At 71.9% G+C, this 26246-nt stretch carries 23 protein-coding genes; 15 read left to right on the top strand and 8 right to left on the bottom strand.

Going from position 1 to position 26246, the window contains the following annotated elements; translation table 11 throughout:
* Positions 1-63 precede the first annotated feature (63 nt).
* The 3 genes from ACZ5L9_RS02480 to ACZ5L9_RS02470 form a co-directional block, all read right to left on the bottom strand.
* Positions 64-2133: an MMPL family transporter gene (locus tag ACZ5L9_RS02480; RefSeq protein ID WP_464533384.1), complete on the bottom strand. Its 2070-nt coding sequence runs from the start codon at positions 2131-2133 to the stop codon at positions 64-66.
* A gap of 193 nt (positions 2134-2326) precedes the next feature.
* Positions 2327-3757, bottom strand: a complete 1431-nt coding sequence (locus ACZ5L9_RS02475; protein ID WP_464533382.1) for an MFS transporter — start codon at positions 3755-3757, stop codon at positions 2327-2329.
* On the bottom strand, positions 3754-4986 hold the full coding sequence (locus ACZ5L9_RS02470; protein ID WP_464533380.1) for a class I SAM-dependent methyltransferase: 1233 nt from the start codon (positions 4984-4986) through the stop codon (positions 3754-3756). The genes ACZ5L9_RS02475 and ACZ5L9_RS02470 overlap by 4 nt, the downstream gene beginning before the upstream one ends.
* A 221-nt stretch (positions 4987-5207) precedes the next feature.
* On the opposite strand from ACZ5L9_RS02470, the gene groES reads away from it, so the two are divergent.
* From groES to ACZ5L9_RS02450, 4 genes are all read left to right on the top strand, one after another.
* Positions 5208-5501 (top strand): co-chaperone GroES, encoded by a 294-nt coding sequence (gene groES, locus ACZ5L9_RS02465; RefSeq protein ID WP_464533376.1) that lies wholly within the window; start codon positions 5208-5210, stop codon positions 5499-5501.
* On the top strand, positions 5501-7123 hold the full coding sequence (groL, locus tag ACZ5L9_RS02460; RefSeq protein ID WP_464533372.1) for a chaperonin GroEL: 1623 nt from the start codon (positions 5501-5503) through the stop codon (positions 7121-7123). Before groES ends, groL begins: the two co-directional genes overlap by 1 nt.
* A 131-nt stretch (positions 7124-7254) precedes the next feature.
* Entirely contained in the window at positions 7255-8535 is a 1281-nt protein-coding gene (locus tag ACZ5L9_RS02455) for a flavin monoamine oxidase family protein (protein ID WP_464533367.1), read from the top strand.
* On the top strand, positions 8532-9464 hold the full coding sequence (locus ACZ5L9_RS02450) for an NAD(P)H-binding protein (protein WP_464533364.1): 933 nt from the start codon (positions 8532-8534) through the stop codon (positions 9462-9464). The genes ACZ5L9_RS02455 and ACZ5L9_RS02450 overlap by 4 nt, the downstream gene beginning before the upstream one ends.
* Here ACZ5L9_RS02450 and ACZ5L9_RS02445 read toward each other — a convergent pair.
* A complete protein-coding gene (locus ACZ5L9_RS02445; protein WP_464533359.1) occupies positions 9461-10156 on the bottom strand; it encodes a CPBP family intramembrane glutamic endopeptidase in 696 nt (231 codons plus the stop codon). The genes ACZ5L9_RS02450 and ACZ5L9_RS02445 overlap by 4 nt on opposite strands.
* Before the next feature lie 85 nt (positions 10157-10241).
* Between ACZ5L9_RS02445 and ACZ5L9_RS02440 the strand changes: the two genes are divergently transcribed.
* Positions 10242-11138 carry a GNAT family N-acetyltransferase gene (locus ACZ5L9_RS02440; RefSeq protein ID WP_464533355.1) on the top strand — a complete coding sequence of 299 codons (897 nt, stop codon included), beginning with the start codon at positions 10242-10244 and terminating at the stop codon, positions 11136-11138.
* Between the two features lie 107 nt (positions 11139-11245).
* Here the strand turns inward: ACZ5L9_RS02440 and ACZ5L9_RS02435 are convergent, their stop codons facing one another.
* The gene (locus ACZ5L9_RS02435) at positions 11246-12472 is read right to left on the bottom strand and encodes a hypothetical protein (protein ID WP_464533350.1); all 1227 of its coding nucleotides are present in this window, start codon (positions 12470-12472) and stop codon (positions 11246-11248) included.
* The gene (locus ACZ5L9_RS02430) at positions 12469-13011 is read right to left on the bottom strand and encodes a SigE family RNA polymerase sigma factor (RefSeq protein ID WP_464533346.1); all 543 of its coding nucleotides are present in this window, start codon (positions 13009-13011) and stop codon (positions 12469-12471) included. The genes ACZ5L9_RS02435 and ACZ5L9_RS02430 overlap by 4 nt, the downstream gene beginning before the upstream one ends.
* A gap of 133 nt (positions 13012-13144) precedes the next feature.
* On the opposite strand from ACZ5L9_RS02430, the gene guaB reads away from it, so the two are divergent.
* A complete protein-coding gene (gene guaB / locus ACZ5L9_RS02425; protein WP_464533342.1) occupies positions 13145-14653 on the top strand; it encodes an IMP dehydrogenase in 1509 nt (502 codons plus the stop codon).
* 143 nt (positions 14654-14796) lie between these two features.
* On the opposite strand, the gene ACZ5L9_RS02420 is transcribed toward guaB, so the two are convergent.
* Positions 14797-16218, bottom strand: a complete 1422-nt coding sequence (locus ACZ5L9_RS02420) for an MFS transporter (protein WP_464533337.1) — start codon at positions 16216-16218, stop codon at positions 14797-14799.
* Positions 16219-16336: 118 nt separating this feature from the next.
* Between ACZ5L9_RS02420 and ACZ5L9_RS02415 the strand changes: the two genes are divergently transcribed.
* The gene (locus tag ACZ5L9_RS02415; protein ID WP_464533332.1) at positions 16337-17158 is read left to right on the top strand and encodes a helix-turn-helix transcriptional regulator; all 822 of its coding nucleotides are present in this window, start codon (positions 16337-16339) and stop codon (positions 17156-17158) included.
* A gap of 44 nt (positions 17159-17202) precedes the next feature.
* Positions 17203-18309 carry a GuaB3 family IMP dehydrogenase-related protein gene (locus ACZ5L9_RS02410; protein WP_464533327.1) on the top strand — a complete coding sequence of 369 codons (1107 nt, stop codon included), beginning with the start codon at positions 17203-17205 and terminating at the stop codon, positions 18307-18309.
* 12 nt (positions 18310-18321) lie between these two features.
* Here the strand turns inward: ACZ5L9_RS02410 and ACZ5L9_RS02405 are convergent, their stop codons facing one another.
* On the bottom strand, positions 18322-18918 hold the full coding sequence (locus ACZ5L9_RS02405) for a TetR/AcrR family transcriptional regulator (protein ID WP_464533322.1): 597 nt from the start codon (positions 18916-18918) through the stop codon (positions 18322-18324).
* A 111-nt stretch (positions 18919-19029) separates the two neighbouring features.
* On the opposite strand from ACZ5L9_RS02405, the gene ACZ5L9_RS02400 reads away from it, so the two are divergent.
* The 7 genes from ACZ5L9_RS02400 to ACZ5L9_RS02370 are packed head-to-tail and all read left to right on the top strand — an operon-like array spanning position 19030 to position 26234.
* Positions 19030-19788, top strand: coding sequence for an SDR family oxidoreductase (locus ACZ5L9_RS02400; RefSeq protein WP_464533319.1), 759 nt, complete (start codon positions 19030-19032; stop codon positions 19786-19788).
* Complete coding sequence (locus tag ACZ5L9_RS02395) at positions 19788-20579, top strand: SDR family NAD(P)-dependent oxidoreductase (protein ID WP_464533316.1); 792 nt, start codon at positions 19788-19790, stop codon at positions 20577-20579. The genes ACZ5L9_RS02400 and ACZ5L9_RS02395 overlap by 1 nt, the downstream gene beginning before the upstream one ends.
* A complete protein-coding gene (locus ACZ5L9_RS02390) occupies positions 20576-21562 on the top strand; it encodes an NADPH:quinone oxidoreductase family protein (RefSeq protein WP_464533313.1) in 987 nt (328 codons plus the stop codon). The genes ACZ5L9_RS02395 and ACZ5L9_RS02390 overlap by 4 nt, the downstream gene beginning before the upstream one ends.
* Positions 21559-22215 (top strand): HAD family hydrolase, encoded by a 657-nt coding sequence (locus tag ACZ5L9_RS02385; RefSeq protein WP_464533311.1) that lies wholly within the window; start codon positions 21559-21561, stop codon positions 22213-22215. Before ACZ5L9_RS02390 ends, ACZ5L9_RS02385 begins: the two co-directional genes overlap by 4 nt.
* Positions 22212-23225: a phosphotransferase family protein gene (locus ACZ5L9_RS02380; protein WP_464533308.1), complete on the top strand. Its 1014-nt coding sequence runs from the start codon at positions 22212-22214 to the stop codon at positions 23223-23225. The genes ACZ5L9_RS02385 and ACZ5L9_RS02380 overlap by 4 nt, the downstream gene beginning before the upstream one ends.
* A 15-nt stretch (positions 23226-23240) precedes the next feature.
* A complete protein-coding gene (locus ACZ5L9_RS02375) occupies positions 23241-24482 on the top strand; it encodes an acyl-CoA dehydrogenase family protein (protein WP_464533305.1) in 1242 nt (413 codons plus the stop codon).
* Between the two features lie 12 nt (positions 24483-24494).
* Positions 24495-26234 carry a glycerol-3-phosphate dehydrogenase/oxidase gene (locus ACZ5L9_RS02370; RefSeq protein ID WP_464533302.1) on the top strand — a complete coding sequence of 580 codons (1740 nt, stop codon included), beginning with the start codon at positions 24495-24497 and terminating at the stop codon, positions 26232-26234.
* Positions 26235-26246 lie beyond the last annotated feature (12 nt).

Below are 26246 nucleotides of genomic sequence, written 5' to 3'. Positions count from 1 at the left end.
CTCGACGGCGATCGGGGCGCCACCCCGAAGGGTGACGCCCCGATCAGCAGGCTGAGGCGGTGCTCAGGCCTCGGCCTCGACCAGCTCGCTCTCGGACATCTTCGCCTCGTCCGCGTGGCCGGGCCACCAGGCGCGGTGGCCGAGCAGCGCGGTGATCGCGGGCGTGAAGAACATCGCCATCACGAAGGCGGCGATCACGATGCCGAAGGCGATCGAGAAGCCGAGCGTCAGCAGGAAGCTGTTGCCACCGAGCATCAGCGAGGCGAACGTGCCTGCCAGGATCAGGCCGGCGACCGCGATGGTCGGCCCGCCGTGCTTGATCGCCTCGGCCGCCGCCTCACGCGGCTCCCTGCCCGCACGGGCCTCCTCACGCAGCCGGGTCAGCATCAGGATGTTGTAGTCCGTGCCGAGTGCCACCACGAACAGGTAGATCATGATCGGCAGCATGAAGAGCAGGCCCTCGTCGCCCTTGATGTGCTGGAAGACGATGACCGCAGAGCCGAGGGTGGCGCCGAAGCCGAGCGCGACCGAGAGCATGAGGTACCAGGGCGCGACCAGCGAGCGCAGAACCAGGCCGAGGATCAGCATGATGATGATCGCCGCGACCGGGAAGACGACCCGGTAGTCGCGGTTCATCGCGGCCTGGAAGTCGACGAAGACCGAGGTGATGCCACCGACCTTCGCGGTGCTGCCGGCCGGCGCGGCCTCGTGCGCCGTGGGGCGCAGGTCGTTCTTCACCGTGGAGATCGCCTCGTCGGAGGACGGGTCGTCCTTCAGCGTCACGATGAACATCTCGGTCTTGCCGTCAGGCGAGGCGATCGGCTGAGGAGCGACGGAGGCGACGCCGGGGGTCTTGGCGAGCGCCGCGGAGAAGGCGGGGAACGTGGCCGGGTCCAGCTTGCTGTCCGAGGTGAGCAGGACCGGCGTCGGCTGGGTGGCGCCGGCCGACAGGCCGCCGTCCTCCATCGTCTTGGTCGCCTGCGCCGACTCGACGTTCGAGGCCGACTGCGAGGAGCCGAGGTCGAAGCTCGGGTTGAAGCCGCTGATGAAGAGCGTGAGGATCACGAGCAGGCCGCCGGAGGCCATCGCGTACCGCGCCGGGCGCTTGCCGAGGGAGCGACCGATGGCGTCGAAGCCGCGGCTGCCCTTCGGCTCCTGGGCCCACTTCTTCGAGGGCCAGAAGAAGGCCTTGCCCAGGACGTTGACGACGGCAGGGACCAGGGTCAGGGCGGCGAGGAGCATGACGGCGACGGCGATCGCGAGGGCCGGACCCATCGAGCGGAACATGCCGAGCGAGGAGAGGGACAGCGTCAGGAACGCGACGATGACCGCGCCGCCCGCCGAGGCGATCGCCTCGCCGGCACGCTCGACGCCCCCGAGGATGGCCTCCCGGTGCTCGGCGCCCTTGCGGCGCAGCTCACGGAACCGGAAGAGGTAGAACAGGAAGTAGTCGGTGCCGATGCCGAACAGGACCACGCCGAGGATGACGGTCAGCGAGCTGTCCGCCTTGAGGTTGAAGACATCGGCCGCGATCCCGATGAAGCCGTTCGCGACGGCGAACACGACGCCGACGATGATGATCGGGGTGATCGCGGCGAGCACGCTGCGGAAGATCACGCCCAGCAGGACGAGGATCAGCAGGATGGTGGCGAGCATGACGATCGCCTCGGCGCTCTGACCGGACTGCGCCTGGTCGTACGACTGGGGGAGCGTGCCCGTCGTCTGTGCCTTGAGGTCGGTGCCCTTGGTCGCGGCCGTCAGCTGGTCGCGCATGTCGACGACCTGGTCGAAGTCCTTCTGGTCCTGACCGGTGACGTCGCGGCCGATGCCGACGTTGACGATCGCGACCTGCTTGCTCGCCGACGGCGTCACGTCGCTCACGTCGGTGAAGTCGTCACCGAGGTCGAGACCCTTCGAGATCGTGCCCGCCTTCGCCAGGTCGTCGGCGGTCAGCGCGCTGCCGTCCGTGCGCGAGAAGACGATCGTGGCGCCGGAGTCGTTGTGCTGTGGGAACGCGTCGGTCATCAGGTTCGTCGCCTGGATCGACTCGTAGTGGCTGGGCAGGAAGTCCGACTGGTCGGTCGTGGACTTCAGGCCGGGCGCGAACGCCACCACGAGGACGGTGAGGACCACCCATGAGCCGATGATGTACCAGGGTCGACGCGCGGCAAGGCGTCCTAGAGCTCCGAACATAGAACTCAAAGTATCCGAGCCAGGTGACGATTGCTGCTGGCTCAGGGGCATCTCAGGGGTCGCTCAGGGGTATTCACGACCAACCTCATGCGGGGCCCCTGACAACTGTCACCCACGGGGTGAGACGCGCGTCTCACGCGGTGGGCAGGCGGCGTCCGTTGCGGATCAGGTCGCTGACGCCGATCGTGATCGCGAGGGCGACGAAGCAGAGCGCCGCGACCACCGCGGCGGCCACCGCGTGGCCGTACGCCGTCGCGCCGCTGCGCCCGCTGACGGCGGCGAAGAAGACGGCACCGATGACGCCCTGGCCGATCGCGAGACCGATCCGCTGCGCGGTCTGCAGCACGCCCCCGGCGGTGCTGCCGACGACCGGGTCGACGTCGGCGAGGGTGAGGGTCTGGTTGGGCGTGATCAGGCACCCGGACGCGACGCCCATCACGAACAGCGGCGGTGCCAGCGCGAGGGTGGCGTGGTGAGCCGGCGCGTGCCAGGCGACCAGGGCCAGCGCACCGGCGCCGATGCCGAACGCGGTCGCGGCGCCCACGACCAGCGGACGCCCGAGCCGCACGACGAAGCGCCCGGCCGTCGGGGCGCCCACCGCGCTGCCGACCGCGAAGGCGGTCACCCCGAGGGCGGACTGCAGGGCCGAGTAGCCGAGGCCCTGCTGGTAGTAGAGCGCCATCACCAGCGGCAGGCCGGCCTGGGCGGGGAAGAACGTGATCGCCAGCAGGATGCCGGGGGTGTAGGAGCGCTGCCGGAACAGCCGCAGATCGACCAGCGGATCGGCGCGCCGGTCGGTGAGCCGCCTCTCGCGTCGCCAGAAGGCGACCAGCAGGACGGTCGCGGGCAGCGCCAGCCAGAGCAGCCGCAGATCGCGCACGGCGTCGTACTGGACGGCCGCGAAGAGGATGCAGAAGGTCGCCGCGCCGAGCATCAGCGCGCCGATGATGTCGAGCCGGTGCTTGCCGCTCGGGGTGTCCGGTGGCAGGAGCCGGCGGGCGAGCGCGATGACCAACACGCCGATCGGGACGTTGATGAAGAAGACCAGCCGCCAGCCCCAGTCCGGCCCGCCGAGGGCGATCAGCGCGCCGCCGACGATCGGTCCGAGCGCGGTGCCGACGCCGACGGTGGTGCCCAGCACGCCGAAGGCGCGTCCGCGCTCGGGTCCGCGGAAGAGGCTCTGCACCAGGCCGGAGACCTGCGGGTTGATCAGCCCGCCGAAGACGCCCTGCAGGACACGAGCCACGATCAGGAGCCCGACCGACGGCGCGACGCCGGAGAGCGCGGAGGTCACGACGAAGCCGATGACCCCGATCTGGAACATCTTGCGTCGGCCCTGGTCGTCGCCGAGCCGGCCGCCGAGCACCGGCACCATCCCGAAGGCGAGGGTGTAGCCGCTGATCACCCACTGCAGCCCGGACGGGCCGGCGCCGGTGGCCCGTCCGATCGAGGGCAGCGCGACGTTGGTCACCGATACGTCGAGCAGGGTCATGAACATGGCGCTGCAGCACACGATCAACGCGATCCAGCGCTGCGGCGAGGGCTCGTACGTCGTCTCGCTCATGCCGCGACACCCGTGGCGGGGATCGGCTGGACCAGCAGGCAGGTGCCCTCGTCGGCGACACGGGTCAGCACGATGGTGGCCTCGTTGGGGCCCTGGAGCGAGAGCCGGCGGCGCAGCTCCTCGGGGACCACGGCGACGCCGCGCTTCTTGATCGTCAGGCGGCCGATGCCGCGCTCGCGCAGCGCGGCGCGTAGGGCCCGCTCGCGGTAGGGCAGCTCCTCGAGGACGCGGTACCCCCGGGCGAAGGGCGTACGGAACGCCTCGTCGCCGGTGACGTAGGCGATCTGTTCGTCCAGCAGGCCACCGCCGACGCCGGAGGCGACAGCGGTCACCAGGCCGGCCCGGATGACGGCGCCGTCGGGCTCGTAGAGGAACTCCCCGACGGTGCGTACGTCCACGCCGCCCTCCCCGAGCGCGGGTGCCTCGTCGGAGGTCAGGGTGGCCAGACCACCGTCGCCCAGCACGGTGGCGCGCCGGCGCACGGTGGCCAGGCCGCCGGACCAGAGCGCGGCCTCCTTCACCTCGCCGTGGTCGCTGACGAACTCCGCCTCGACTCCTGGCGGGATGAGGTCGTGCGGGATGCCCGGTGCGACCTTGACGCACGCGTCGCGCTCCAGGAGGTCGAGGACGAACGGCCACGGAGGCGTCCAGCCCTCGGTGTCGAGGAGCCGGCCGCGGGAGCGGTTGTTGGTCCGCCGAGCCGGGTCGGCGAAGGCGACGCCGAAGGGGGAGTGGTCGACCTCGATCGCGTCCGCCACGCTCACCGCACCCGGCAGGCCCAGCGCGGCGAGGTTCGCCCGCGCGACGGCGACCCGCTCCGGATCCAGGTCGATGCCGGCGGTGGTGATCCCCGCCCGCGCCATCGCGACCAGGTCACCGCCGATCCCGCAGCCCAGATCGATCGCGGAGGCGGCCTCGAAGGCCACCAGCCGCGCGGCCCGGTGCTCGGCCACCGCGAGCCGGGTGGCCTGCTCGAGCCCGTCGGGCGTGAAGTACATCGAGGCCGCGAGGTCGCCGAACTTGGCGACCGCCCTGCGGCGCAGCTCGGCCTGGCTCATCGCCACCGCGACGTACGCCGCCTCGACCGCGGCGAACTCGCGCCGCAGCGTGGACTGAGCCTTGAGCGGGTCCCATGCCGCGACGCCGCTCTCCTGGCCCAGCGCGACCGCACGGGCGAGCACCTGCTGCCCCGGGTCGGTGAGCAGCCAGCCGAACGCGTCGAGATCCACGACGACAACGTACGCCGGGCCGGTCGAGGCGCCGCGACGGGCTCGGCGTACGACCGACCCTGGCACTCGTGGTGGGTGAGTGCTAACGTCGTGCCTGGCACTCTCACACCGAGTGTGCCAGCGCCTGCGACACCGGGCACGACCCCCGCGACGGCGTGCTCGAGACTCCGCAGGCCAAGACGTTCATCACCCAAACATCTGTGTGAAGGGGAGTCGACACCGTGTCGATCAACATCAAGCCGCTCGAGGACCGCATCGTCATCAAGCAGGTCGAGGCCGAGCAGACCACCGCCTCCGGCCTGGTCATCCCGGACACCGCCAAGGAGAAGCCGCAGGAGGGCGAGGTCCTCGCTGTCGGCCCCGGTCGTGTCGACGATAACGGCAACCGCATCCCGCTCGACGTCAACGTCGGCGACAAGGTCATCTACAGCAAGTACGGCGGCACCGAGGTCAAGTACTCGGGCGAGGAGTTCCTCATCCTGAGCGCCCGCGACATCCTCGCGGTGATCGGCTGATGCCGAAGATCCTCGAGTTCGACGAGAACGCTCGTCGCGCGCTCGAGCGCGGCGTCGACGCGCTCGCCAATGCCGTCAAGGTGACGCTCGGCCCGAAGGGCCGTTACGTCGTCCTCGACAAGAAGTGGGGCGCCCCGACCATCACCAACGACGGTGTCACCGTCGCTCGTGAGATCGAGCTCGACGACCCGTTCGAGAACCTTGGTGCGCAGCTCACCAAGGAGGTCGCCACCAAGACCAACGACGTCGCCGGTGATGGCACCACCACCGCGACGGTCCTCGCCCAGGCGATGGTCCACGAGGGTCTGCGCGCTGTCGCCGCCGGCGTCAACCCGATGGGCCTCAAGCGCGGCATGGACGCTGCCGCGGCCAAGGTGAGCGAGGCTCTCCTCGCGGCCGCCCGTCCGGTCAACGACGAGACCGACATGGCCTCCGTCGCGACCATCTCCAGCCGCGACAGCCACATCGGCGAGCTGCTGGCCGAGGCCTTCAGCAAGGTCGGCAAGGACGGTGTCATCACCGTCGAGGAGTCGAACACCCCGGCCACCGAGCTGGAGTTCACCGAGGGCATGCAGTTCGACAAGGGCTACATCTCGGCGTACTTCGTCACCGACGCCGAGCGCCAGGAGGCCGTCCTCGACGACCCGTACATCCTGCTTGTCCAGGGCAAGATCGGCTCGATCCAGGAGCTCCTCCCGGTCCTCGAGAAGGTCATGCAGTCCGGCAAGCCGCTCTTCATCCTCGCCGAGGACGTCGAGGGCGAGGCCCTGTCCACCCTGGTGGTGAACAAGATCCGCGGCACGTTCAACGCCGTCGCGGTGAAGAGCCCCGCCTTCGGCGACCGCCGCAAGGCGATCATGGAGGACATCGCCGTCCTGACCGGCGGCCAGGTCGTCGCTCCGGAGGTCGGGCTCAAGCTCGACCAGGTCGGCCTCGAGGAGCTGGGCCAGGCCCGCCGCATCGTGGTCACCAAGGAGAACACCACGATCGTGGACGGCGCCGGCGACGCCGCCGCCGTCACGGGTCGGGTCAACCAGATCAAGGCCGAGGCCGAGAACACCGACTCCGACTGGGACCGCGAGAAGCTCCAGGAGCGCCTCGCCAAGCTCGCCGGCGGTGTCTGCGTGATCAAGGTCGGTGCTCACACCGAGGTGGAGCTCAAGGAGAAGAAGCACCGCATCGAGGACGCCGTCTCCGCGACGCGCGCCGCGATCGAGGAGGGCATCGTCCCCGGCGGTGGCTCGGCTCTGGTGCACGCCATCTCGGTGCTCGAGGACGACCTCGGCCTGACCGGTGACGAGGCCGCCGGCGTGCGCATCGTGCGCAAGTCCGTCGACGAGCCGCTGCGCTGGATCGCCGAGAACGGTGGCGAGAACGGCTACGTCGTCGTCTCCAAGGTCCGCGAGGCCGGGATCGGCAACGGCTGGAACGGCGCCACCGGCGAGTACGGCGACCTGGTTGCCCAGGGCGTCATCGACCCGGTCAAGGTGACCCGCTCCGCGCTGATCAACGCGACCTCGATCGCCGGCATGCTGCTGACGACCGAGACGCTGATCGTGGACAAGCCCGAGGCCGAGGAGCCGGCTGCCGGCCAGGGCCACGGTCACGGCCACGGTCACTGATCCTCGGATCGCACGACCCACGCGTCGGCGCGGTCGCAGGCACCTGCCTGTGACCGCGCCGACGCGGCATTTCGGGGTCGGGTGTGGCGTGCTCGGGTGTGGTGCGGGCCCGGCCGGGGCACTGCCACGACATGGACGACGTCGAGGTGATCGTGGTCGGTGCGGGCGTGGCGGGCCTGCGCTGCGCCGCGCTGCTGCGTGAGGCGGGGATCGACGTCGTGGTCCTGGAGGCCGGCGACGGTGTCGGCGGCCGGATCCGCACCGACCGCCTCGACGGCTTCCTGCTCGATCGGGGCTTCCAGGTCGCCAACCCCGCCTATCCCGCTCTCCGGGCCGCCCTCGACGTCGACGACCTCGGCCTGCAGCCGTTCCCGCCCGGTGCGCGGGTGCTCGGCGACGACGGCTCCCACACGCTCGCCGACCCGCTCCGGGATCTGCGCCTGGCCGGACCGAGCGCCCTGACGGCCCTGGCACGGCCGACCGAGCTCTGGAGCCTGGGCCGATGGGCGGCACCCCTGATCACCGGCATCGGCAAGGACCACGGCCTCGCCTCGCACCTCCTGTCCGGCAGGCCGGACGTCCCGCTGCGCGTCTCCCTGGATCGCGCCGGCGCCCACGGTCTGCTGCGCGCGATCCTGCAGCGCTACCTGGCCGGCGTCGTGCTGGAGGACGAGGGCGAGACGTCCACGGCGTTCGCGCTGTTGCTGATGCGCAGCTTCGTACGGGGCACGCCGGGGCTGCCCCGCGACGGCATGCAGGCCCTGCCGGACGCGCTCGCCGCGCCGCTGGCCGGGCGGATCCGGCTGGGCGCATGGGTCGAGCAGCTCGAGCAGCACGAGGGTCGGGCCCGGGTGCGGACCGCGGGCGGCACGCTCACCGCCGAGCGCGTCGTGGTGGCGACGGACGCCTGGTCGGCCGAGGCCCTCCTGGGCAGTGCCCGATGCGCGGCGCCGGAGCCGAAGGGACTCGTCACCGACTGGTACGCCACCGACGAGGCGCCGGAGTCCACCGGCATCCTGCACCTCGACGTCCGCGAGGGCGGCGGGCCAGCGGTCAACGCCTGCGTCGTCTCCGCGGCCGCCCCCACGTACGCACCCGCGGGCCGCCATCTGGTGCAGGCCACCAGCCTGCTGCGGTCGGGATCGGAGCCGGCACCGGGAGAGGACGTGCGCCGTCACGCCGCGGCCCTGGTGGGCGCCTCCGCGGCCGCGTTGAGCCCGCTGCGGCGCGACATCGTCCCCCGCGCGCTGCCCGTGCAGCCGGCTCCGCTGGTCGCCCGGGCGCCGCAGCAGGTCGACGAGGTGACCCTCGTGTGCGGCGACCACCGCGACACCGCCTCGACGCAGGGCGCCCTGGTCAGCGGCGCCCGGGCGGCTCGCGCCGTCCTGGCCTCCCTGGGGCGGGCGTCGTGAGCGCCTCCGAGGTGGGTCCCGGCGCCGGCCTGAGCGTCCTGCTCACCGGCGCGACCGGCTTCGTCGGCAGCCGGCTCGCCCCTGCGCTGGAGAAGGACGGCCACCGGGTGCGGGCGATGACCCGGCACCCCGACGACTACACCGGCGTCGGCGAGCCGGTCCACGGCGACGTCGGCGACCCCGACTCCCTGCGCGCGGCCCTCGAGGGTGTCGACGTCGCGCTCTATCTCGTGCACTCGCTCGGCGAGGCCGACTTCGAGCGGCGCGACGCCGAGGCCGCCCGGGCCTTCGCAGCGGCCGCGGAGGAGGCGGGCGTACGCCAGCTGATCTTTCTCGGCGGCCTCGGCGACGAGCACGAGGGGCTCTCCGCCCACCTGCGCTCGCGACGCGAGGTGGAGCGCCTGCTGGCCGGCACCGAGGTGCCGCTGACCGTGCTGCGCGCCGCCATCGTCGTCGGCGCCGGCGGCATCTCCTGGGAGCTGACCCGCCAGCTGGTCAAGAACCTGCCGGCGATGGTGGTGCCGCGCTGGGCGAGCACCCGCACCCAGCCGGTCGCGATCGACGACGTGGTCCGCTACCTCGCCGGAGTGGTCGGCAATCCTGACGCGTACGGCCGCACCTTCGAGCTCGGCGGCGCCGACCAGCTCACCTACATCGCGATGCTGCAGCAGGCCGCCGAGGAGCTGCACGGCCGCTCGCTGCCGATCGTGGCTGTCCCGGTGCTGACGCCGCGACTCTCGTCGTACTGGATCGCGCTGGTGACCGACGTGGACCCGACGACCGCGCGCAACCTGATCGACTCGATGCGCAACGAGGTGCTCCAGAACGACACCTCGATCCGCGAGCTGGTCCCCGGCGAGCCGATGGGCTACCGGCAGGCGGTGCGGCTCGCGCTCGGCGAGCGGGTGCGCGCCGGGGAGAAGCCCTAGCCGAACAGCGGCGGCAGGACGAGCAGCACCACCAGCGACCAGCTCACGTGCGTCGCGATCGGTGCCATCACACCGCCCGACGCCCGCCGCTCCAGCCCCACGACCACCCCGAGGATCGCCGCCGCGAGCGCCAGCATCACGTTGCCGGTGGCGAGCGTGACGAGGGTGTAGCCGATCGTGGTCCACAGCACCGGGCGGCGGGTGACGGCGGCGTACAGCGCACCGCGGAAGAAGAGCTCCTCAGCCACGCCGTTGAGTGCGGTGACCCCCATGAGGACCGGAAGCGATCCCGAGCCGGCGTAGTCCAGCACGCCGGCGACCCGGCCACCGAGGTAGGGGATCTCGCGCACGATCAGCGCGCCGAGGGTGAAGATCGCCGCCAGCCCCAGGCCGATCAGCACGGGGGCGAGCAGCGGCCGGGCCAGCCCCTGCCGGGTCTCGATGTGGCCCAGGTGCAGGGGCCCCGAGGCGAACGCGCCCACGATCCACACCGCCGCCAGCCCCAGCGTCGCGGGATAGAACCACGCGCTGCCCGGCTCGATGCGCAGCGTCACGCCCAGCACCACCGCTCCGAGCAGCGCGAACGCCGCCGTCAGCCACTGCCGGCGACGCAGCCGCGAGGGCGACTCGCGGTGATCGCGCGGCACCGCGTCCCACAGGGAGCGGCGCAGCCAGGAGAGGTCGAGGCCCATGCGACGGCAGGTTAACCGCAGGGTCCTTTCCGATGCGTTGCCTGGGAGAAACATCGACGCAACACCGGCACGGAAGGATCGAGGCATGCTCTGGCGCGTACGAACCACCCTCCCCGACCGGCCCGGGACCCTGGCCGGACTCGCCCAGCGCTGCGGCGACGCGGGCGTCAACATCCTGGGTCTCCAGGTCTTCCCCGGCATCGGCGAGGTCACCGACGAGCTGGTCGTCCGCACCCCGTACGGCTGGGAGGCCGCGCAGCTGGTGGAGCTCGTCGAGGAGAGCGGCGGCAGCCGTACGGTCGTGCTGCCCTCGCGGGAGGCGGCCCTGATGGACCAGCCGACGCGCTACATCCGGGCCGCTCACATGATCATCGACCGGCCGATGTCGTTCCCCGAGGTGGTCTCGCGCCTCTTCGACACCGCCGCGGAGCCACGCGACGGCGGCGACGACGCCACCACCGACGTGATGGAGATGAAGGTCGGCGAGATGGTCGTCCACGTCCGCCGCCACACGCCGTTCACGGCGACCGAGCATGCCCGTGGCGCGGCCCTCGCCGACCTGGTCAGCGACGTCCTGCGGCGATCCGAGGGCGGGGCCGCGAGTGCCCCGGCCCCGGGGGCAGGCGGCGCGCCGGAGTACGTCGCCGAGGAGACGGCCGTGACCGCCTTCGTGGGCCACGAGGCGGTCGGCCGCGCGACCCTGGTCGATCAGGCCGACGACGAGGACGGGATGACGTACGGCGTCTCGCTGGTCGTGGAGCCGTCCTGGCGACGGCGGGGGATCGGCACCCAGCTGCTCGTGCACGCCGCCCGGCTGGCGCGCAGCCGGGACGCCGCGGCGCTGGTGCTCACCACCGCCGCCGACGACCCGGCCGTGCTACCGCTGGTGCTGGCCGCCGGGTTGCGGGGCCTGATCAAGCTGAGCGCCGACGAGCTGACCGTCCGGGTCCCGGTCGCCCGGCTGCGACCGCTGCTCCGCTAGGCCGAGGGGTCGGTTGTTGCGGATCGAGAGGTCACGTCGCGCTCGGGGACGTGACCTCTCGACCCGCGGAAGGTGACCCCTCGACCCGCGGAAGGTGACCTCTCGACCTACGGGGTCATCATCACGAAGGCGATCTCGCCCTGGTCCGTCGTCACCGGTGCCATCGGCTCGCTGGCCTGGTCGAAGGTGCCGTCCAGGGTGAGGGTGAGCAGCGCCGCCCGGCGATCGCCGCCGGACTCGAAGCCCTGGAAGAGGATCCGGTCGTCGTCGCTCCACACGACCTGCCAGCCGAGCGAGATGGTTCCCGAGATCGTGTCCGGCGTCTGCGCCACCACCTGGCCCGTGCGGGCATCGAGGATCGCGTAGGCGCCCGGGTCGCCGTTGTCGATCACCGGCACCGCGGCGACGTACTTCCCGTCCGGGCTGAACGCCATCGGGCGCCACTTGTTGTGCCACAGCACCTGCCCGGTGGGGGCGTCGACGACGACACCCGAGTAGGCACCCGACGCCGGCGAGCCCGCGACGCCGCCGACCAGGTCGGCCTGCGAGGAGGCGGTCGTCGGCGTGATCCCGGACGCGACGTGGGTACGCCCGCCGCCGACGGTGAGGATGTCGTACCCGCCCTGGCCGGAGCTCACCACCGGGCCGTTGCCCAGGTAGCCGACCAGTCCGTCGTCCTGGCTCAGCTTCCAGTGCGACTCGCCCTCGCCCATCCCGCTGGAGATGCCGGCGTAGACGTCCGAGCCGATCTGCCAGGCGGTCTGCATGCTGTCGGAGGTCGTCACGATCGTGCTGCCACGGCCCTCGCGCACGGTCTTCCCGGAGCTGTCGACCTGGGCGATCGTGTTGTCGTTGTCGTAGGTGACGATCCAGCCGCCGTGGTACGGAGCGAAGCCGCTGAGCGGCGCGCCGCCGTGCTTGAGCAGCGTGTTCGGGAGGTTGCCGTCACCGTGCAGCTGCTGCTGGGGATCGAGATAGGTCCAGCTCGTGTGCTCGCCGATGGAGAGCCCGCCGATGCCCTGGTGTGTCGGGTCGGGGGTGACGGACGCCGCCGTGGTGTCGGAAGCGGTGGTCTGGGTGGCCACCGCGCTCGGCGAGTGCGCCGGCGGGACGCCGTGGTCGCCGCTGTCCTCTCCGCCACCGAGGATCACGGCTGTCGGGACGACCACCGCGAGCACCGCCGCGGCGGCGATGCCGGCCACGAGGGCCGTACGGCGGCGCCGGATCGTGCGGGCTCGGCCGAAGACGTCGCCCAGGTCGGGGCCGGTCGCCGGTCGGGCGTCGGCCTGCCGGTTGAGGGAGGAGCGCAGCTGCTCCTCGAGACGGTCGTTCATCGTGCCTCCCTCCTGTCATCAGGAGTGTCGATCCGGGGATGGTCGGGGACCCGCTGCCGCAGCGAGGCCAGCGCACGGGAGGCCTGCGACTTCACGGTGCCGGGGGAGATGCCGAGCGCGGCCGCGATCTCGGCCTCGCTCAGGTCGTCGTAGTAGCGCAGCACCACGACGGCGCGCTGCTTGGGCGGCAGGGTCTGGACCAGCTGCCAGACCGCGTCGCCCTGCCCGTCGTACTCCCGCCCCGGGGCGGGCCGCTCGGGGAGCTGCTCGGAGACGACCTCGCGGCGCTTCCACGCCCGGCGCCAGGTCGAGCGGTGCTCGTTGACCATGATCCGGCGGGCGTACGCATCGATCTGGCTGCGGTCCTGGATCCGGTTCCACGCCAGGTAGAGCTTGGCCAGCGTCTGCTGGGTGAGGTCGTCGGCGTTGTGGGCGTCGCCTCCGCACAGCAGGTACGCGGTGCGATGCAGCGCGGGGTGGCGGGCCGCGACCCAGGCGGTGAAGTCGGCCGTGGCCGCCTCCTTCGGCGGTCTGCGCATCTCCACCTCCTTCTCCCGGGCCCTGCTCAGTCTCGTCGAGCTCAGCGTCATGCCCCTCACACGTCGTTCATCCCGCCGAGGTTGCATTCTCGCCGTTTCGCTGCGCGGTGGGCCGCGCCCGTAGGATTTCGTCATGGAGATCCCTGACGTGCCCGCGAAGTTCGCCACTCTCGGTCTGACCTACGACGACGTCCTCCTGCTGCCCGGCTATTCCGATCTCGCGCCCGACGAGATCGACACCTCGAGCCGGCTGACCCGGGAGATCTCCCTGAAGGTCCCGCTCATCTCGGCGGCGATGGACACGGTGACCGAGTCCCGGATGGCGATCGCGATGGCGCGCCAGGGCGGCATCGGCGTGCTGCACCGCAACCTGTCGATCGAGGACCAGGCCTACCAGGTCGACCTGGTGAAGCGGACCCAGACCGGCATCATCTCCAACCCGGTCACGATCGGCCCCGACGCGACGCTCGAGGACCTCGACCGCATCTGCGGCGAGTACCGCGTCTCCGGCCTCCCCGTCGTCGACGCCGGCAACAAGCTGATCGGCATCATCACCAACCGCGACCTGCGCTTCACCCCGGTCGCGGAGTGGGCGACCACCAAGGTCGACGAGGTGATGACCCCGATGCCGCTGATCACCGGCGACGCCGGCATCAGCCGCGAGGACGCGACCACGCTGCTGCGCCAGCACAAGCGCGAGCGCCTCCCGCTGGTCGACGCCAACGGCACCCTGACGGGCCTGATCACGGTCAAGGACTTCGTCAAGGGCGAGCAGTTCCCCAACGCCTCGTACGACGCCGACGGCCGCCTGCTCGTCGGGGCCGCGATCGGCTACTTCGGCGACGCCTGGGAGCGCGCCACCACCCTGATCGAGGCAGGCGTCGACGTGCTCGTCGCCGACACGGCCCACGGCAACGTCCGGATGCTCATCGACATGGTCAAGCGGCTCAAGACCGACCCGGCCACCAAGCACGTCCAGGTCATCGGCGGCAACGTCGCGACCAAGGAGGGCGCCCAGTCCTTCGTCGACGCCGGCGCGGACGCGATCAAGGTCGGCGTCGGTCCGGGCTCCATCTGCACCACCCGCGTCGTCACCGGCGTCGGCGTCCCGCAGATCTCGGCCGTCTACGAGGCCTCCCTCGCCGCGAAGCCCGCCGGCATCCCGGTCATCGCCGACGGTGGCCTGCGCTACTCCGGCGAGATCGGCAAGGCGATCGTCGCCGGCGCCGAGACCGTGATGCTCGGCTCGATGCTGGCCGGCACCGCCGAGGCGCCGGGCGACCTGCTCCTGATCAACGGCAAGCAGTTCAAGGCCTACCGCGGCATGGGCTCGATGGGCGCCATGTCCTCGCGCGGCAAGAAGTCCTACTCCAAGGACCGCTACTTCCAGGCCGAGGTCACCAGCGACGACATGATCGTCCCCGAGGGCGTCGAGGGCCAGGTCCCCTACAAGGGCTCCCTGTCGACGGTCGCCCACCAGCTGGTCGGCGGGCTGCACCAGACGATGTTCTACGTCGGTGCCCGCACCGTCCCGGAGCTGCAGGAGAAGGGCCGCTTCATGCGGATCACCTCCGCCTCGCTCAAGGAGAGCCACCCGCACGACGTGCAGGTCACTGTCGAGGCGCCGAACTACCACAGCTGACCAGCGCGGCCCGGCACGCACGCTCGCTGCGTTGTCGTCGCTCGACGGCCCGCTTCGTTCGACGGCCGCCTTCGCTCCTCCGCCTTGCGATCGCACGCACCGGACCCCGTTGGTCCGGTGCGTGTCGTCGATTCCGGGTGGTGTCAGCGCGTACGGGCCCGCGGCCGCAGGCCGACGCTGACGACGATCGCCCCCAGTAGGACGAGCGCCGCGTCGGCGCCGACCGCGGTCCGCAGCGCGGTGAGCGAGCCGAGCCCGCCGGCGGCTACGGCGATCGCGCTCATCACCGGGACGCCGATCGCGATCGCCACCTGCTGCGTCATGGTGGCGATGCCGGTCGCCAGCCCCTGCTCCCGCGCGGGCAGGCCCGAGGTCGCCGCCACCATGAACGCGACGATGGCGCTGACGTGGCCGATCGCGCCGAGCAGGACGACGACGCCGTAGAGCCACAACGAGGTCGCGGCCGTGTGACCGAGCAGGACGAGCATCCCGGTCGTGGTCGCCTGCACCAGCAGCCCGCCGGTGGCGGTGGGCCGGAGTCCGAACCGGGCGATGAGCCGCGGTCCGACGGTGCCGCCGAGGATCGCGCCGGCGCCCATGGTGCCGAGCATCAGGCCGGTCTGAAGCGGATCGAGGCGCAGCACGTTCTGGAAGTACATCGTCGAGAGGAAGACCAGGCCCGGCTCCATCGAGAAGGTGATGAAGCCCGCGACGTTGCCCCAGAAGACCGTGGGTCGACGAAGCACGGGCAACGGCACCAGAGGGTGAGTGTGGCGCCCCTCGGCCCGCACGAAGGCGATGAGCAGTACGACGGCCGACGCGAGTGCGAGGAGTCCCCAGGGGTCACCCATGCCCCGCTCGCCGAGCCGGGTGGCGGCGTACACGAGCGAGAGCAGACCCCCGGTGACCAGTGCGGCCCCCGGCACATCGAGACGCGAGCGCTCGTGGTCCGCGGTGTCCTGCAGGACGAACGGCGCGATCGCGACGACCGCCAACGCCACGGGGACGTTCACCAGGAAGGCCCAGCGCCAGCTGAGCACGTCGGTCAACACGCCCCCGAGGACTGCCCCGCCGGTGAAGCCCACCGACATCACGACGCTGTTGAGTCCGAGGGCCCGCTGGCGCAGCGGGCCCTCGGGGAACGCGATGGTCAGCAGGGACAGCGCCGCCGGCGTGACGGCCGCGGTGGCCAGGCCCTGCAGGACGCGCGCGGTGAGCAGGACCGCGGGCGAGGTGGCCAGGCCGCCGAGCAGCGAGGCGAGGCCGAGGATCACCATCCCCGCGACGAAGATGCGCCGGCGTCCGACGTAGTCACCGAACCGGCCGAACAGGAGAGTGAAACCGGCGGCGCACAGAGCGAACGACGTCGCGATCCACTGCACGTCCGCGGCGCCGAAGCCGAGGCCCGCTCCGACGCTGGGCAGGGCGACGTTGAGGATCGAGAAGTCGACGGTGAGGGTGAACTGGGAGGCGAGGAGCAGCCCGAGGACCAGGAGCTGACGCCGGCTCATCGTCGACGACGCTCCGGTGGTGGCTGCTTGCGCGGCGGTGAGTGTGGAGGTCATGACATCAACGCTGAGGCCTGTCCGGCGCGCCAGCGAGACCCCTGCGCGGCCACCTCTCGCCCTGCCTACCACTGCCAGGGGCAGGCAGATCGATCGACGGGTGCGGCACCATGGAGGCGTGACCACAGAGCTCGGAGAGTTCCTCCGCACCCGACGCGCGGCCATCAGCCCCGACGACGCGGGGCTCACCTCGTACGGCGCGCGCCGGGTGCCGGGCCTGCGCCGGGAGGAGCTGGCCCAGCTCGCCGGCGTGAGCCCGACGTACTACACCCGTCTGGAGCAGTCGGACCAGCACAACGCCTCCGACAGCGTCATCGACTCACTGGCGCGAGCGCTGCGGCTCAGCGTGGACGAGCACGCCCACCTGCGCCGGCTGGCCCGTCCGGTCTCGGATCCGTCCCGCCGACCTGCGGAACGGGCCCGGCCCTCCGCCCTCGCACTGGTCCGGGCCGCGGCCGGCCCTGCGCTGATCGTCGACCACTCCAACGACATCCTGGCGTGGAACACCCTCGGCCACCGGCTCATCGCCCCGCACCTGCCGTACGACGCTCCCGAGCGGTCCGTCGATCGCCCGAACCAGACCCGTCTCTTCTTCCTCGAGCCCGGGGGCGCGGATCTCTACGTCGATCCCGAGGAGATGGCCCGTGCCATGGTCGGGTTCCTGCGCTACTCGTCCGGTCTCTTCCCCGACGACCGTAAGCTGAGCCTGTTGGTCGGCGAGCTCGCCCAGCGCAGCAGCTGGTTCGCGACGCTCTGGACCGAGCACCCGGTGTTCGACTGCGGCTACGGACTCAAGAGCTTCGCCCATCCGGTCGTCGGACGGATGGACCTGTCCTACGAGGCCCTGCTGATCGCCGACAGCAGCCAGCGGATGGTGCTCTACACCGCGGAGCCGGGCTCGGCCGCGGCCGACGGTCTCGCCCTTCTCGCACAGGACTGACGGTCGATGGGGCGTGAGCCGTGCGGGCTCATTAGACTGCCCCGGTGACCGAGATTGAGATCGGCCGCGCGAAGCGCGCCCGCCGGGCCTACTCCTTCGACGACGTGGCGATCGTGCCGAGCCGCCGCACGCGTGACCCCGAAGAGGTCAGCACCGACTGGCAGATCGACGCCTACCGCTTCGACATCCCGGTCCTCGCCGCGCCGATGGACTCCGTGATGTCGCCGGCGACGGCCATCAAGCTGGGCCAGCTCGGTGGCCTCGGCGTGCTCAACCTCGAGGGCATCTGGACCCGCTACGCCGAGCCCGAGGCCCTCCTGGAGGAGGTCTCCCAGCTCCGCGGCGTCGACGCGACCCGTCGCCTGCAGGAGATCTACAGCGAGCCGATCAAGGCCGAGCTGATCACCGAGCGTCTGCGCGAGGTCCGCGCCAGCGGCGTCACCGTCGCCGGCTCGCTGAGCCCGCAGCGGACCAAGGAGTTCGCCAAGACCGTCACCGACGCCGGTGTCGACCTCTTCGTCATCCGGGGCACCACCGTCTCCGCCGAGCACGTGAGCGGCCACGCCGAGCCGCTCAACCTCAAGGAGTTCATCTACGAGCTCGACGTCCCGGTGATCGTCGGCGGCTGCGCCACCCACCAGGCCGCGCTCCACCTGATGCGCACCGGCGCGGCCGGCGTGCTCGTCGGCTTCGGCGGCGGCGCCGCGCACACCACCCGTACGGTCCTCGGTATCTCCGTCCCGATGGCCTCGGCGGTCGCCGACGTCGCCGCCGCCCGCCGCGACTACCTCGATGAGTCCGGCGGCCGCTACGTGCACGTCATCGCCGACGGCTCGATCGGCCGCTCCGGCGACATCGCCAAGGCGATCGCCTGCGGCGCCGACGCCGTCATGGTGGGCAGCCCGTTCGCCCGCGCCACCGACGCGCCGGGTCGCGGCTTCCACTGGGGCGCCGAGGCGCACCACCACGACCTGCCGCGCGGCGCCCGCGTCGAGTTCGGGTCGGTCGGGACGTTCGAGGAGATCCTGCTCGGCCCCAGCCACGTCGCCGACGGCACCATGAACCTCATCGGCGCCCTCAAGCGCTCGATGGCGACGACGGGCTACACCGACGTGAAGGAGTTCCAGCGCGTCGAGGTCGTGCTCGCCTGAGTCAGGGGTGACTCAGGCGCCGACCACCCGCAGCGCCAGCAGGGCCATCTGGTCGCCGACGTCGTCGGGCGTCCAGGGGCCGTCGTCGCGGTACCAGCGGGCGATGTCGATGCCGAGCGAGAGCACGGCGGTGGTCGCCATGCCCACGTCGGGCACGTCGAACGCGCCCGAGGCCAAGCCCGCCTCGATGACCTGGCGCACCTCCTGCTCGATGGCGATCCGCAGCCCGCGGATCTCCTCGCGGTGCTCGGGGGAGAGTGCCTCGAGCTCGTAGTTCACGATCCGCGCCCAGGTGTGGCCGTGGGCGTGATGGCGACCGAAGTCGCGTGCGACGGCGGCCAGTCCCTCCCTCGGCGAGCCGGCCCCGCCCACGGCGGCGCGGACGAGGTCGAGCGTGGCCTGGTGACCGTCGCGCGAGATCACGTGCAGCAGCTCCTCCTTGGAGCGGTAGTGCACGTAGACGGCGGCCGGGCTCATCCCGGCGGCGGCGGCGATGTCGCGCGTCGTCGTGCCGTGGAAGCCCCTCGCGGCGAACGCCTCCACCGCTGCCTCGAGCAGGCGGGTACGGGCGAGGTCGCCACGCGCCGCGCCCTCCGGCACCACGCTCATCGGGCCTCCTGTCGTCACCGAACGGGGGTGTTGACCCGCGCCTTCCGGTGCGGCATCGTGGCCATCCTAAGCAAGCGCTTAGTAGATGACCATCCCATGAAGGAGGGCCGCGTGACCGGACGGTTCGAGGGCAGGACGGCGATCGTCACCGGTGCGAGCCGGGGCATCGGCCTCGGGATCGCGCAGCGGCTGGTCGCCGAGGGCGCACGGGTCGTGATCACGGCCCGCAAGCAGGAGACCCTCGACGAGGCGGTCGCCGCGCTCGGTGGCCCCGAGCACGCGCTGGGCATCGCCGGCCGCGTCGACGACGCCGAGCACCAGGCCGAGGTGGTGGCCCGGGCGATCGAGACGTACGGCAGCGCCGATCTGCTGGTCAACAACGCCGGCATCAACCCGGTCGCCGGCGGCCTGCTGCAGATGGACCTGGAGTCGGCCCGTAAGACGATCGACGTCAACTGCTTCGCCGGGATCAGCCTCGTCCAGCAGGTCCGCCGCGCGTGGATGAAGGAGCACGGCGGCGCGATCGTCAACGTCTCCTCGGTCGCCGGTCTCGGCCCGACGCCGCTGATCGCGCTCTACGGCGCCAGCAAGGCGATGCTCAACTACATCACCCAGGAGCTGGCGGTCGAGCTCGGCCCGAAGATCCGGATCAACGCGGTGCTGCCGGCGGTGGTGAAGACCGACTTCGCGAAGCTGCTCTACGAGGGCCGCGAGGAGGAGGTGTCGGCGCCGTACCCGCTCAAGCGGCTCGGGGTGCCCGAGGACATCGCCGGTGCGGTCGCGTTCCTGCTCTCGCAGGACGCGGGCTGGATCACCGGCCAGCTGCTCACCGTCGACGGCGGCGTCACGGTCGCGACCGGCGCGATCTGATGACGCTCGCGCCGGGGTCCCGGGTCGTCGTCACGGGCGCCGCCCGTGGGATCGGGCGGGCGCTCGCGGCCCGGCTCGCGGCGGGTGAGTGCCAGGTCGTGATCAACGACCGTGACGGCGCCGAGCTGGCCGCCGTGGCGGCGGAGATCGGCGCCCATGCCGTGCCGGCGAACGTGGCGACCGAGGCCGGGATCGAGGCGCTCATCGACGTCGCTCGCGACGAGCTCGGGGGGATCGACGCGTGGTTCGGCAACGCCGGCGTCGACCTCGGCCGGGGCCTCGACATGAGCGAGGCGGACTGGGCCCTCACCCACGAGCTCAACGTGATGGCGCACGTACGAGCCGCCCGGCTGCTGGTGCCCGAGTGGCTGGAGCGGGGCTCCGGTCGGTTCGTGGTGACCGCCTCGGCGGCAGGTCTGCTGACGATGATCGGCGCCCCGGCCTACTCGACGAGCAAGCACGCGGCGGTCGCGTTCGCGGAGTGGCTCTCGGTCACCTACCGCCACCGCGGTGTCGTGGTGCAGGCGATCTGTCCCCAGGGCGTACGGACGGACATGCTCGCCCGCTCGGGCGAGCTCGAGGCGCTGCTGAGCCGGGACAGCGCGATCGAGCCCGAGGAGGTCGCCGAGCAGGCCTGGGCGGCGCTCGGCGACGACCGCTTCCTCGTCCTGCCCCACCCGGAGGTCGCCGGCTACTACGCGGCGCGTGCGAGCGACACCGACGCCTGGCTGAGCGGGATGAACCGGCTCCAGCAGAAGGTCGAGGCGATGACGAAGGAGGCGCGTCGATGATGAGGGCGTGGCAGGTGACCGAGCTCGGCGAGCCGAAGGACGTGCTGCGGCAGGTCGAGGTGCCCGACCCCGTGCCGGGCCCCGGACAGGTGCTGGTCCGCGTCCGTGCGGTGCCGGCCAACTTCCCCGACGCCCTGATGTGCCGCGGGCTCTACCAGGTGCGCCCCGAGCTCCCCTTCACCCCGGGCATCGAGCTCTGCGGTGAGGTCGTCGCGCTCGGCGAGGGGGTGAGCGGGCTCTCCATCGGCGACCGCGTGATCGGAGCGCCGACGCTGCCGTACGGCGGCTTCGCCGAGCTCGCCGTGCTCGAGGCCGCCGGGACCTTCCCGGCCCCGGAGGCACTGGACGACGCGGAGGCCGCCTCGCTGTTCATCGGCTACCAGACCGGCTGGTTCGCGCTGCACCGCCGCACCCGGCTCCAGCCGGGGGAGACGCTGCTGGTGCACGCCGCCGCGGGTGGCGTCGGCAGCGCCGCGGTCCAGCTCGGCAAGGCGGCCGGCGCACGCGTGATCGGGGTCGTCGGCGGACCGGCCAAGGCCGAGGTCGCCCGTGCGCTGGGCGCGGACGTGGTCGTCGACCGCCATCGGGAGGACTTCGTCCAGGTGGTGAAGGAGCAGACCGGAGGGCGCGGCGCCGACGTCATCTACGACCCGGTCGGCGGCGAGACCTTCGACCGCTCCACCAAGTGCATCGCCTTCGAGGGCCGGATCCTGGTGATCGGCTTCGCCGGCGGCACCATCCAGCAGGCCGCGCTCAACCATGCCCTGATCAAGAACTACGCGATCGTCGGGCTGCACTGGGGGCTCTACAACACGATGGCTCCCGCGCTGGTACGACACTGTCACGACGAGCTGACCGCCCTCGCGCAGGAGGGCCTGCTCAGGCCCCTGGTCAGCGAGCGACTCGGCCTGGACCGGGTGGCGGACGGCGTGCAGCGTCTCGCCGACGGCGAGACCGTCGGCCGGGTGGTGTTCGTCCCGTGACCGCACCGATCACGGCCGTGGTCTTCGACTACGGCGGCGTCCTGACCACGCCGATCGGCGACTCGATCGCGGCCTGGCTCGAGGCCGACGGCATCCGCCCGGAGTCGTTCTCGAGCACACTCAAGGAGTGGCTCGGTCGCGATGCCACATCCGGCACCCCGATCCACCGGCTGGAGACCGGCGAGCTCTCCGCGCAGGAGTTCGACGCGCTGCTCGCGGCCCGGCTGACCACCGTCGACGGCACGCCGGTCGAGCCCACCGGCGTGCTGCGGAGGCTGTTCGCCGCGATGGGCGCCGACGAGCGGATGTACGACCTGCTGGCCGACCTGCGCGCCGCCGGCCTCCGCACCGCGCTGCTCTCCAACAGCTGGGGCAACACCTATCCGCGCGGGCGGCTCGCCGACCTGATGGACACGATGGTGATCTCCGCGGAGGTCGGGCTGCGCAAGCCCGTGCCCGAGATCTACCTCCTGGCGCTCGAGCGTCTCGGCATCTCGGACCCGTCCAGCGCCGTCTTCGTCGACGACGCCCGGCCGAACATCGAGGGCGCCGAGGCGGTCGGCATGCACGGGGTGCTGCACACCGACGCCGCCGCCACCCGTACGGCTCTCGCCGCCCTCATCCCCGGACTCGCCTCGGAGGCGCCCGCATGACCGACGACCTGCCCGGCCTCGACCTCGCCCGGCTGAGCGCCTGGTGGCCCGACCACGTCGCGCCGCTCGGTGGCGACCTGCGGGCCGGCCTGATCGCCGGCGGCAAGTCCAATCTCACCTACCAGGTCACCGACGGCACCGGCACCTGGATCGTGCGCCGCCCGCCGCTGGGCCACGTGCTGGCCACCGCCCACGACATGGGCCGCGAGTACCGGGTGATGACGGCGCTGCGCCACACGGAGGTGCCGGTGCCGCACACGTACGCGCACTGCGAGGACGTCGACGTGATCGGAGCGCCGTTCTACGTGATGGACCGGGTCGAGGGCACGCCCTACCGGCTGGCGGCCGAGCTGGCGCCGCTCGGCGCCGAGCGGGTGCGCGTCATCAGTACCCGGCTGGTCGACACCCTCGCGGCTCTGCACCGGATCGACCCGGCGGGCGTGGGACTGGCCGACTTCGGCCGGGCCGAGGGCTTCCTCACCCGCCAGGTGGCCCGCTGGAAGAAGCAGCTGGACGCCTCCCGTACGCGCGACCTGCCGGCCGCCGACGAGCTGCACGCCCGGCTCGCGGCCGCCGTGCCCCCGGAGTCGGCGCCCGGGATCGTGCACGGCGACTTCCGGCTCGACAACGTCCTGGTCGACGACGAGGACCGGGTCACCGCCGTCCTCGACTGGGAGATGGCCACGCTCGGAGACCCGCTCACCGATCTCGCGCTGATGCTGCTCTACCAGCGTCTCGGCGCACGTGCCGGGGCCGTCGTCTCCGACGTCGGCGCCGCGCCCGGCTACCTGACCGAGCACGAGATCCTCGAGCGCTATGCGGCCGGCGGCGGTCGCGACCTCACCCGCTTCGGCTTCTACCTCGGGCTGGCCGCCTTCAAGCTGGCCGCCATCCTCGAGGGCATCCACTACCGCTACCTGCAGGGCCAGACCGTCGGGGAGGGCTTCGACAGGATCGGCGAGGCGATCCACCCCCTGCTCGCCGCCGGCCTCGACGCGCTCGACAACTGATCCAGGAGAACGCCCATGGACTTCGCCCACGACGCCCGTACCGAGGAGCTGCGCAGCACGCTGCTCGAGTTCATGACCAGTCACGTCGAGCCCGCCGAGCGGGTCTTCGAGGAGCAGGTCGCCGCCCTCGACGACCCCTGGGCGTGGGACAGCGCCCCGATCCTGGGCGAGCTGCGCGCCGAGGCCCGCGCCCGTGGGCTGTGGAACCTCTTCCTGCCCGGCGAGGAGGGTGCGGGGCTGACGAACCTCCAGTACGCGCCGCTCGCCGAGATCACCGGCCGCACCGCGCTCGCGCCGGCGGTCTTCAACTGCGCCGCCCCCGACACGGGGAACATGGAGCTGCTGCACGACTTCGGCACCGATGCGCAGAAGGAGCAGTGGCTGGCGCCGCTGCTGAGCGGGGAGATCCGCAGCGCCTTCGCGATGACCGAGCCCGACGTCGCCTCCAGCGACGCCACCAACATCGCCACCTCGATCACCCGGGACGGCGACGTGTACGTCCTCAACGGCCGCAAGTGGTGGATCACCGGCGCGATGAACCCCAACGCGAGGATCTTCATCGTGATGGGCAAGACCGATCCGGGCGCTGAGCGGCACCGCCAGCAGTCGATGATCCTGGTCCCGCGCGACACCCCCGGCGTGACGGTGAGGCGCGGCATGGAGGTCTTCGGCTACGACGACCACGACCACGGCGGCCACGCCGAGATCCTCTTCGAGGACGCCCGCGTCCCGGTCGCCAACCTGATCGGCGCCGAGGGGATGGGCTTCGCCATCGCCCAGGCCCGCCTCGGGCCGGGCCGGATCCACCACTGCATGCGCGCCATCGGGCTGGCCGAGCGCGCCATCGAGCTGATGTGCGAGCGGGTCGACTCCCGGATCGCGTTCGGTCGCCCGCTGGCCGACCAGGGGGTGATCCGCGACTGGATCGCCACCTCGCGCGTCCGGATCGAGCAGCTGCGCCTGCTGGTGCTCAAGACGGCCTGGCTGATGGACACCGTCGGCAACAAGGGCGCCCACACCGAGATCCAGGCGATCAAGATCGCCACCCCGGCCACGGTGCAGTGGATCCTCGACAAGGCGATCCAGGCGCACGGCGCCGGCGGTCTCTCGCAGGACTTCCCGCTCGCCAAGGCGTACGCCGGCATCCGCACCCTCCGCTTCGCCGACGGCCCCGATGAGGTGCACAAGAACGCGCTCGCGAAGGCAGAGCTCCGCCGCCAGCAGGCGCGACGCACCGCGTCGGGTGAACGGGGCTGACAGACTGGCGCCATGACCGCGCCTGGAGTGCTCAGCCCCGACGCCCGTAGCGCCGCGCTCGCCGCGATGACCGGTGCGCGTGGGGAGCCCGAGCTCGACGTCCTGGTCGTCGGCGGCGGCGTGGTCGGGGCAGGCGTGGCGCTGGATGCGGTCACCCGTGGGCTCTCCGTCGGGCTGCTGGAGCAGCGCGACCTCGCCTCCGGCACCTCATCGCGCAGCTCCAAGCTGATCCACGGCGGCCTGCGCTACCTGGAGATGATGGACTTCGCGCTCGTTCGCGAGGCGCTGCAGGAGCGCGGCCTACTGCTGACCCGGCTCGCGCCCCATCTCGTACGACCGGTGCCGTTCCTCTACCCGCTGACCCACCCGATCTGGGAGCGCGGGTACGTCGGCAGCGGCCTGGCGCTCTACGACGGGATGGCGCTCGCCGGCTCGCTGCTCGAGGGTGGCGGCACCGGCGTCCCGCGCCACCGCCACCTCACCCGGCGCACGGTCGCCCGGATCGCGCCGGACTTCCGCACCGACACGATCACCGGGGCGATCCAGTACTACGACGCCCAGGTCGACGACGCCCGGCTGGTGATGATGCTTGCGCGCACCGCGTCCCGGCACGGGGCCCAGGTCGCCACCCGGGTGCGGGTCACCGGCTTCCTGCGCGAGGGGGAGCGGGTCGTCGGCGTCGCCGCGACCGACCTGGAGCGTGGGACCACCCACCAGATCCGCGCCAAGACCGTGGTCAACGCCGCGGGCGTGTGGACCGACGAGATCCAGGAGATGGTGGGCGGTCGGGGCGCGCTGCACGTCCAGGCCTCCAAGGGCATCCACCTGGTCGTCCCGCGCGACCGGATCCGCAGCGAGTCCGGCTTCATCGTGCGCACCGAGAAGTCGGTCCTGTTCGTCATCCCGTGGGGCCGACACTGGATCATCGGCACGACCGACACCCCGTGGACCTACGACCTCGCGCACCCGGCGGCCAGCCGTGCCGACATCGACTACGTCCTCGACCACGTCAACGCGATCCTGCGCGAGCCGCTGGGCCACGAGGACGTCGAGGGCGTGTACGCCGGCCTGCGGCCGCTGCTCTCCGGCGAGTCCGAGCCGACCTCGAAGATCAGCCGCGAGCACACCGTCGTCACCCCGGTCCCGGGCCTGGTCATGATCGCCGGCGGCAAGCTCACCACCTACCGGGTGATGGCGCAGGACGCCGTCGACGCAGCGGTCCACTCGCTGCGCACCACCACCGACCTGCACGTCCAGGAGTCGATCACCGACCGGGTCCCGCTGCTGGGCGCCGACGGCTTCGAGACCCGCTCCAACCAGCGCGTCCTGCTCGCCCGGCGCTCCGGGCTGCACGTGGCCCGCATCGACCACCTCCTGCACCGGTACGGCGGCCTGATCGATGACCTGCTCGACCTGATCGGGGCCCGCAGGACGCTGGCCGAGCCGCTCGAAGGCGCCGAGGACTACCTCGCCGCCGAGGTCGTCTACGCGGTCACTCACGAGGGTGCGCGCCACCTCGACGACGTCCTCGCCCGCCGTACCCGCATCTCGATCGAGACCTTCGACCGAGGCGCCGGCGCGGCTCCGGGCGTCGCCAGGCTGATGGCCGCCGAGCTGGGCTGGGACAAGGCGGAGGTCGACCGTCAGGTGGAGTGGTACCGCCACCGGGTCGCGGCCGAGCGGGCCAGCCAGACGATGGCCACCGACCTCGAGGCCGACGAGGCCCGGCGCCGGGTCGACGACCTGGTCTGAGGAACGCGCGAA

The sequence above is a fragment of the Nocardioides sp. JCM 18998 genome (assembly GCF_055391535.1).
The sequence above is the reverse complement of the archived record's forward strand: the minus strand, read 5'-3'. Positions and strand labels throughout refer to the sequence as shown.

Bases quoted from the DNA above. Each gene is read 5' to 3' on its own strand.
- ACZ5L9_RS02370 (WP_464533302.1), top strand. From the start codon at position 24,495: ATGACCGCGCCTGGAGTGCTCAGCCCCGACGCCCGTAGCGCCGCGCTC.
- guaB (WP_464533342.1), top strand. From the start codon at position 13,145: ATGGAGATCCCTGACGTGCCCGCGAAGTTCGCCACTCTCGGTCTGACC.
- ACZ5L9_RS02445 (WP_464533359.1), bottom strand. From the start codon at position 10,156: ATGGGCCTCGACCTCTCCTGGCTGCGCCGCTCCCTGTGGGACGCGGTG.
- ACZ5L9_RS02405 (WP_464533322.1), bottom strand. From the start codon at position 18,918: ATGAGCGTGGTGCCGGAGGGCGCGGCGCGTGGCGACCTCGCCCGTACC.
- ACZ5L9_RS02430 (WP_464533346.1), bottom strand. From the start codon at position 13,011: ATGCGCAGACCGCCGAAGGAGGCGGCCACGGCCGACTTCACCGCCTGG.
- ACZ5L9_RS02390 (WP_464533313.1), top strand. From the start codon at position 20,576: ATGATGAGGGCGTGGCAGGTGACCGAGCTCGGCGAGCCGAAGGACGTG.
- ACZ5L9_RS02375 (WP_464533305.1), top strand. From the start codon at position 23,241: ATGGACTTCGCCCACGACGCCCGTACCGAGGAGCTGCGCAGCACGCTG.
- ACZ5L9_RS02380 (WP_464533308.1), top strand. From the start codon at position 22,212: ATGACCGACGACCTGCCCGGCCTCGACCTCGCCCGGCTGAGCGCCTGG.
- ACZ5L9_RS02440 (WP_464533355.1), top strand. From the start codon at position 10,242: ATGCTCTGGCGCGTACGAACCACCCTCCCCGACCGGCCCGGGACCCTG.
- ACZ5L9_RS02475 (WP_464533382.1), bottom strand. From the start codon at position 3,757: ATGAGCGAGACGACGTACGAGCCCTCGCCGCAGCGCTGGATCGCGTTG.
- ACZ5L9_RS02435 (WP_464533350.1), bottom strand. From the start codon at position 12,472: ATGAACGACCGTCTCGAGGAGCAGCTGCGCTCCTCCCTCAACCGGCAG.
- ACZ5L9_RS02395 (WP_464533316.1), top strand. From the start codon at position 19,788: ATGACGCTCGCGCCGGGGTCCCGGGTCGTCGTCACGGGCGCCGCCCGT.
- groL (WP_464533372.1), top strand. From the start codon at position 5,501: ATGCCGAAGATCCTCGAGTTCGACGAGAACGCTCGTCGCGCGCTCGAG.
- ACZ5L9_RS02420 (WP_464533337.1), bottom strand. From the start codon at position 16,218: ATGACCTCCACACTCACCGCCGCGCAAGCAGCCACCACCGGAGCGTCG.
- ACZ5L9_RS02455 (WP_464533367.1), top strand. From the start codon at position 7,255: ATGGACGACGTCGAGGTGATCGTGGTCGGTGCGGGCGTGGCGGGCCTG.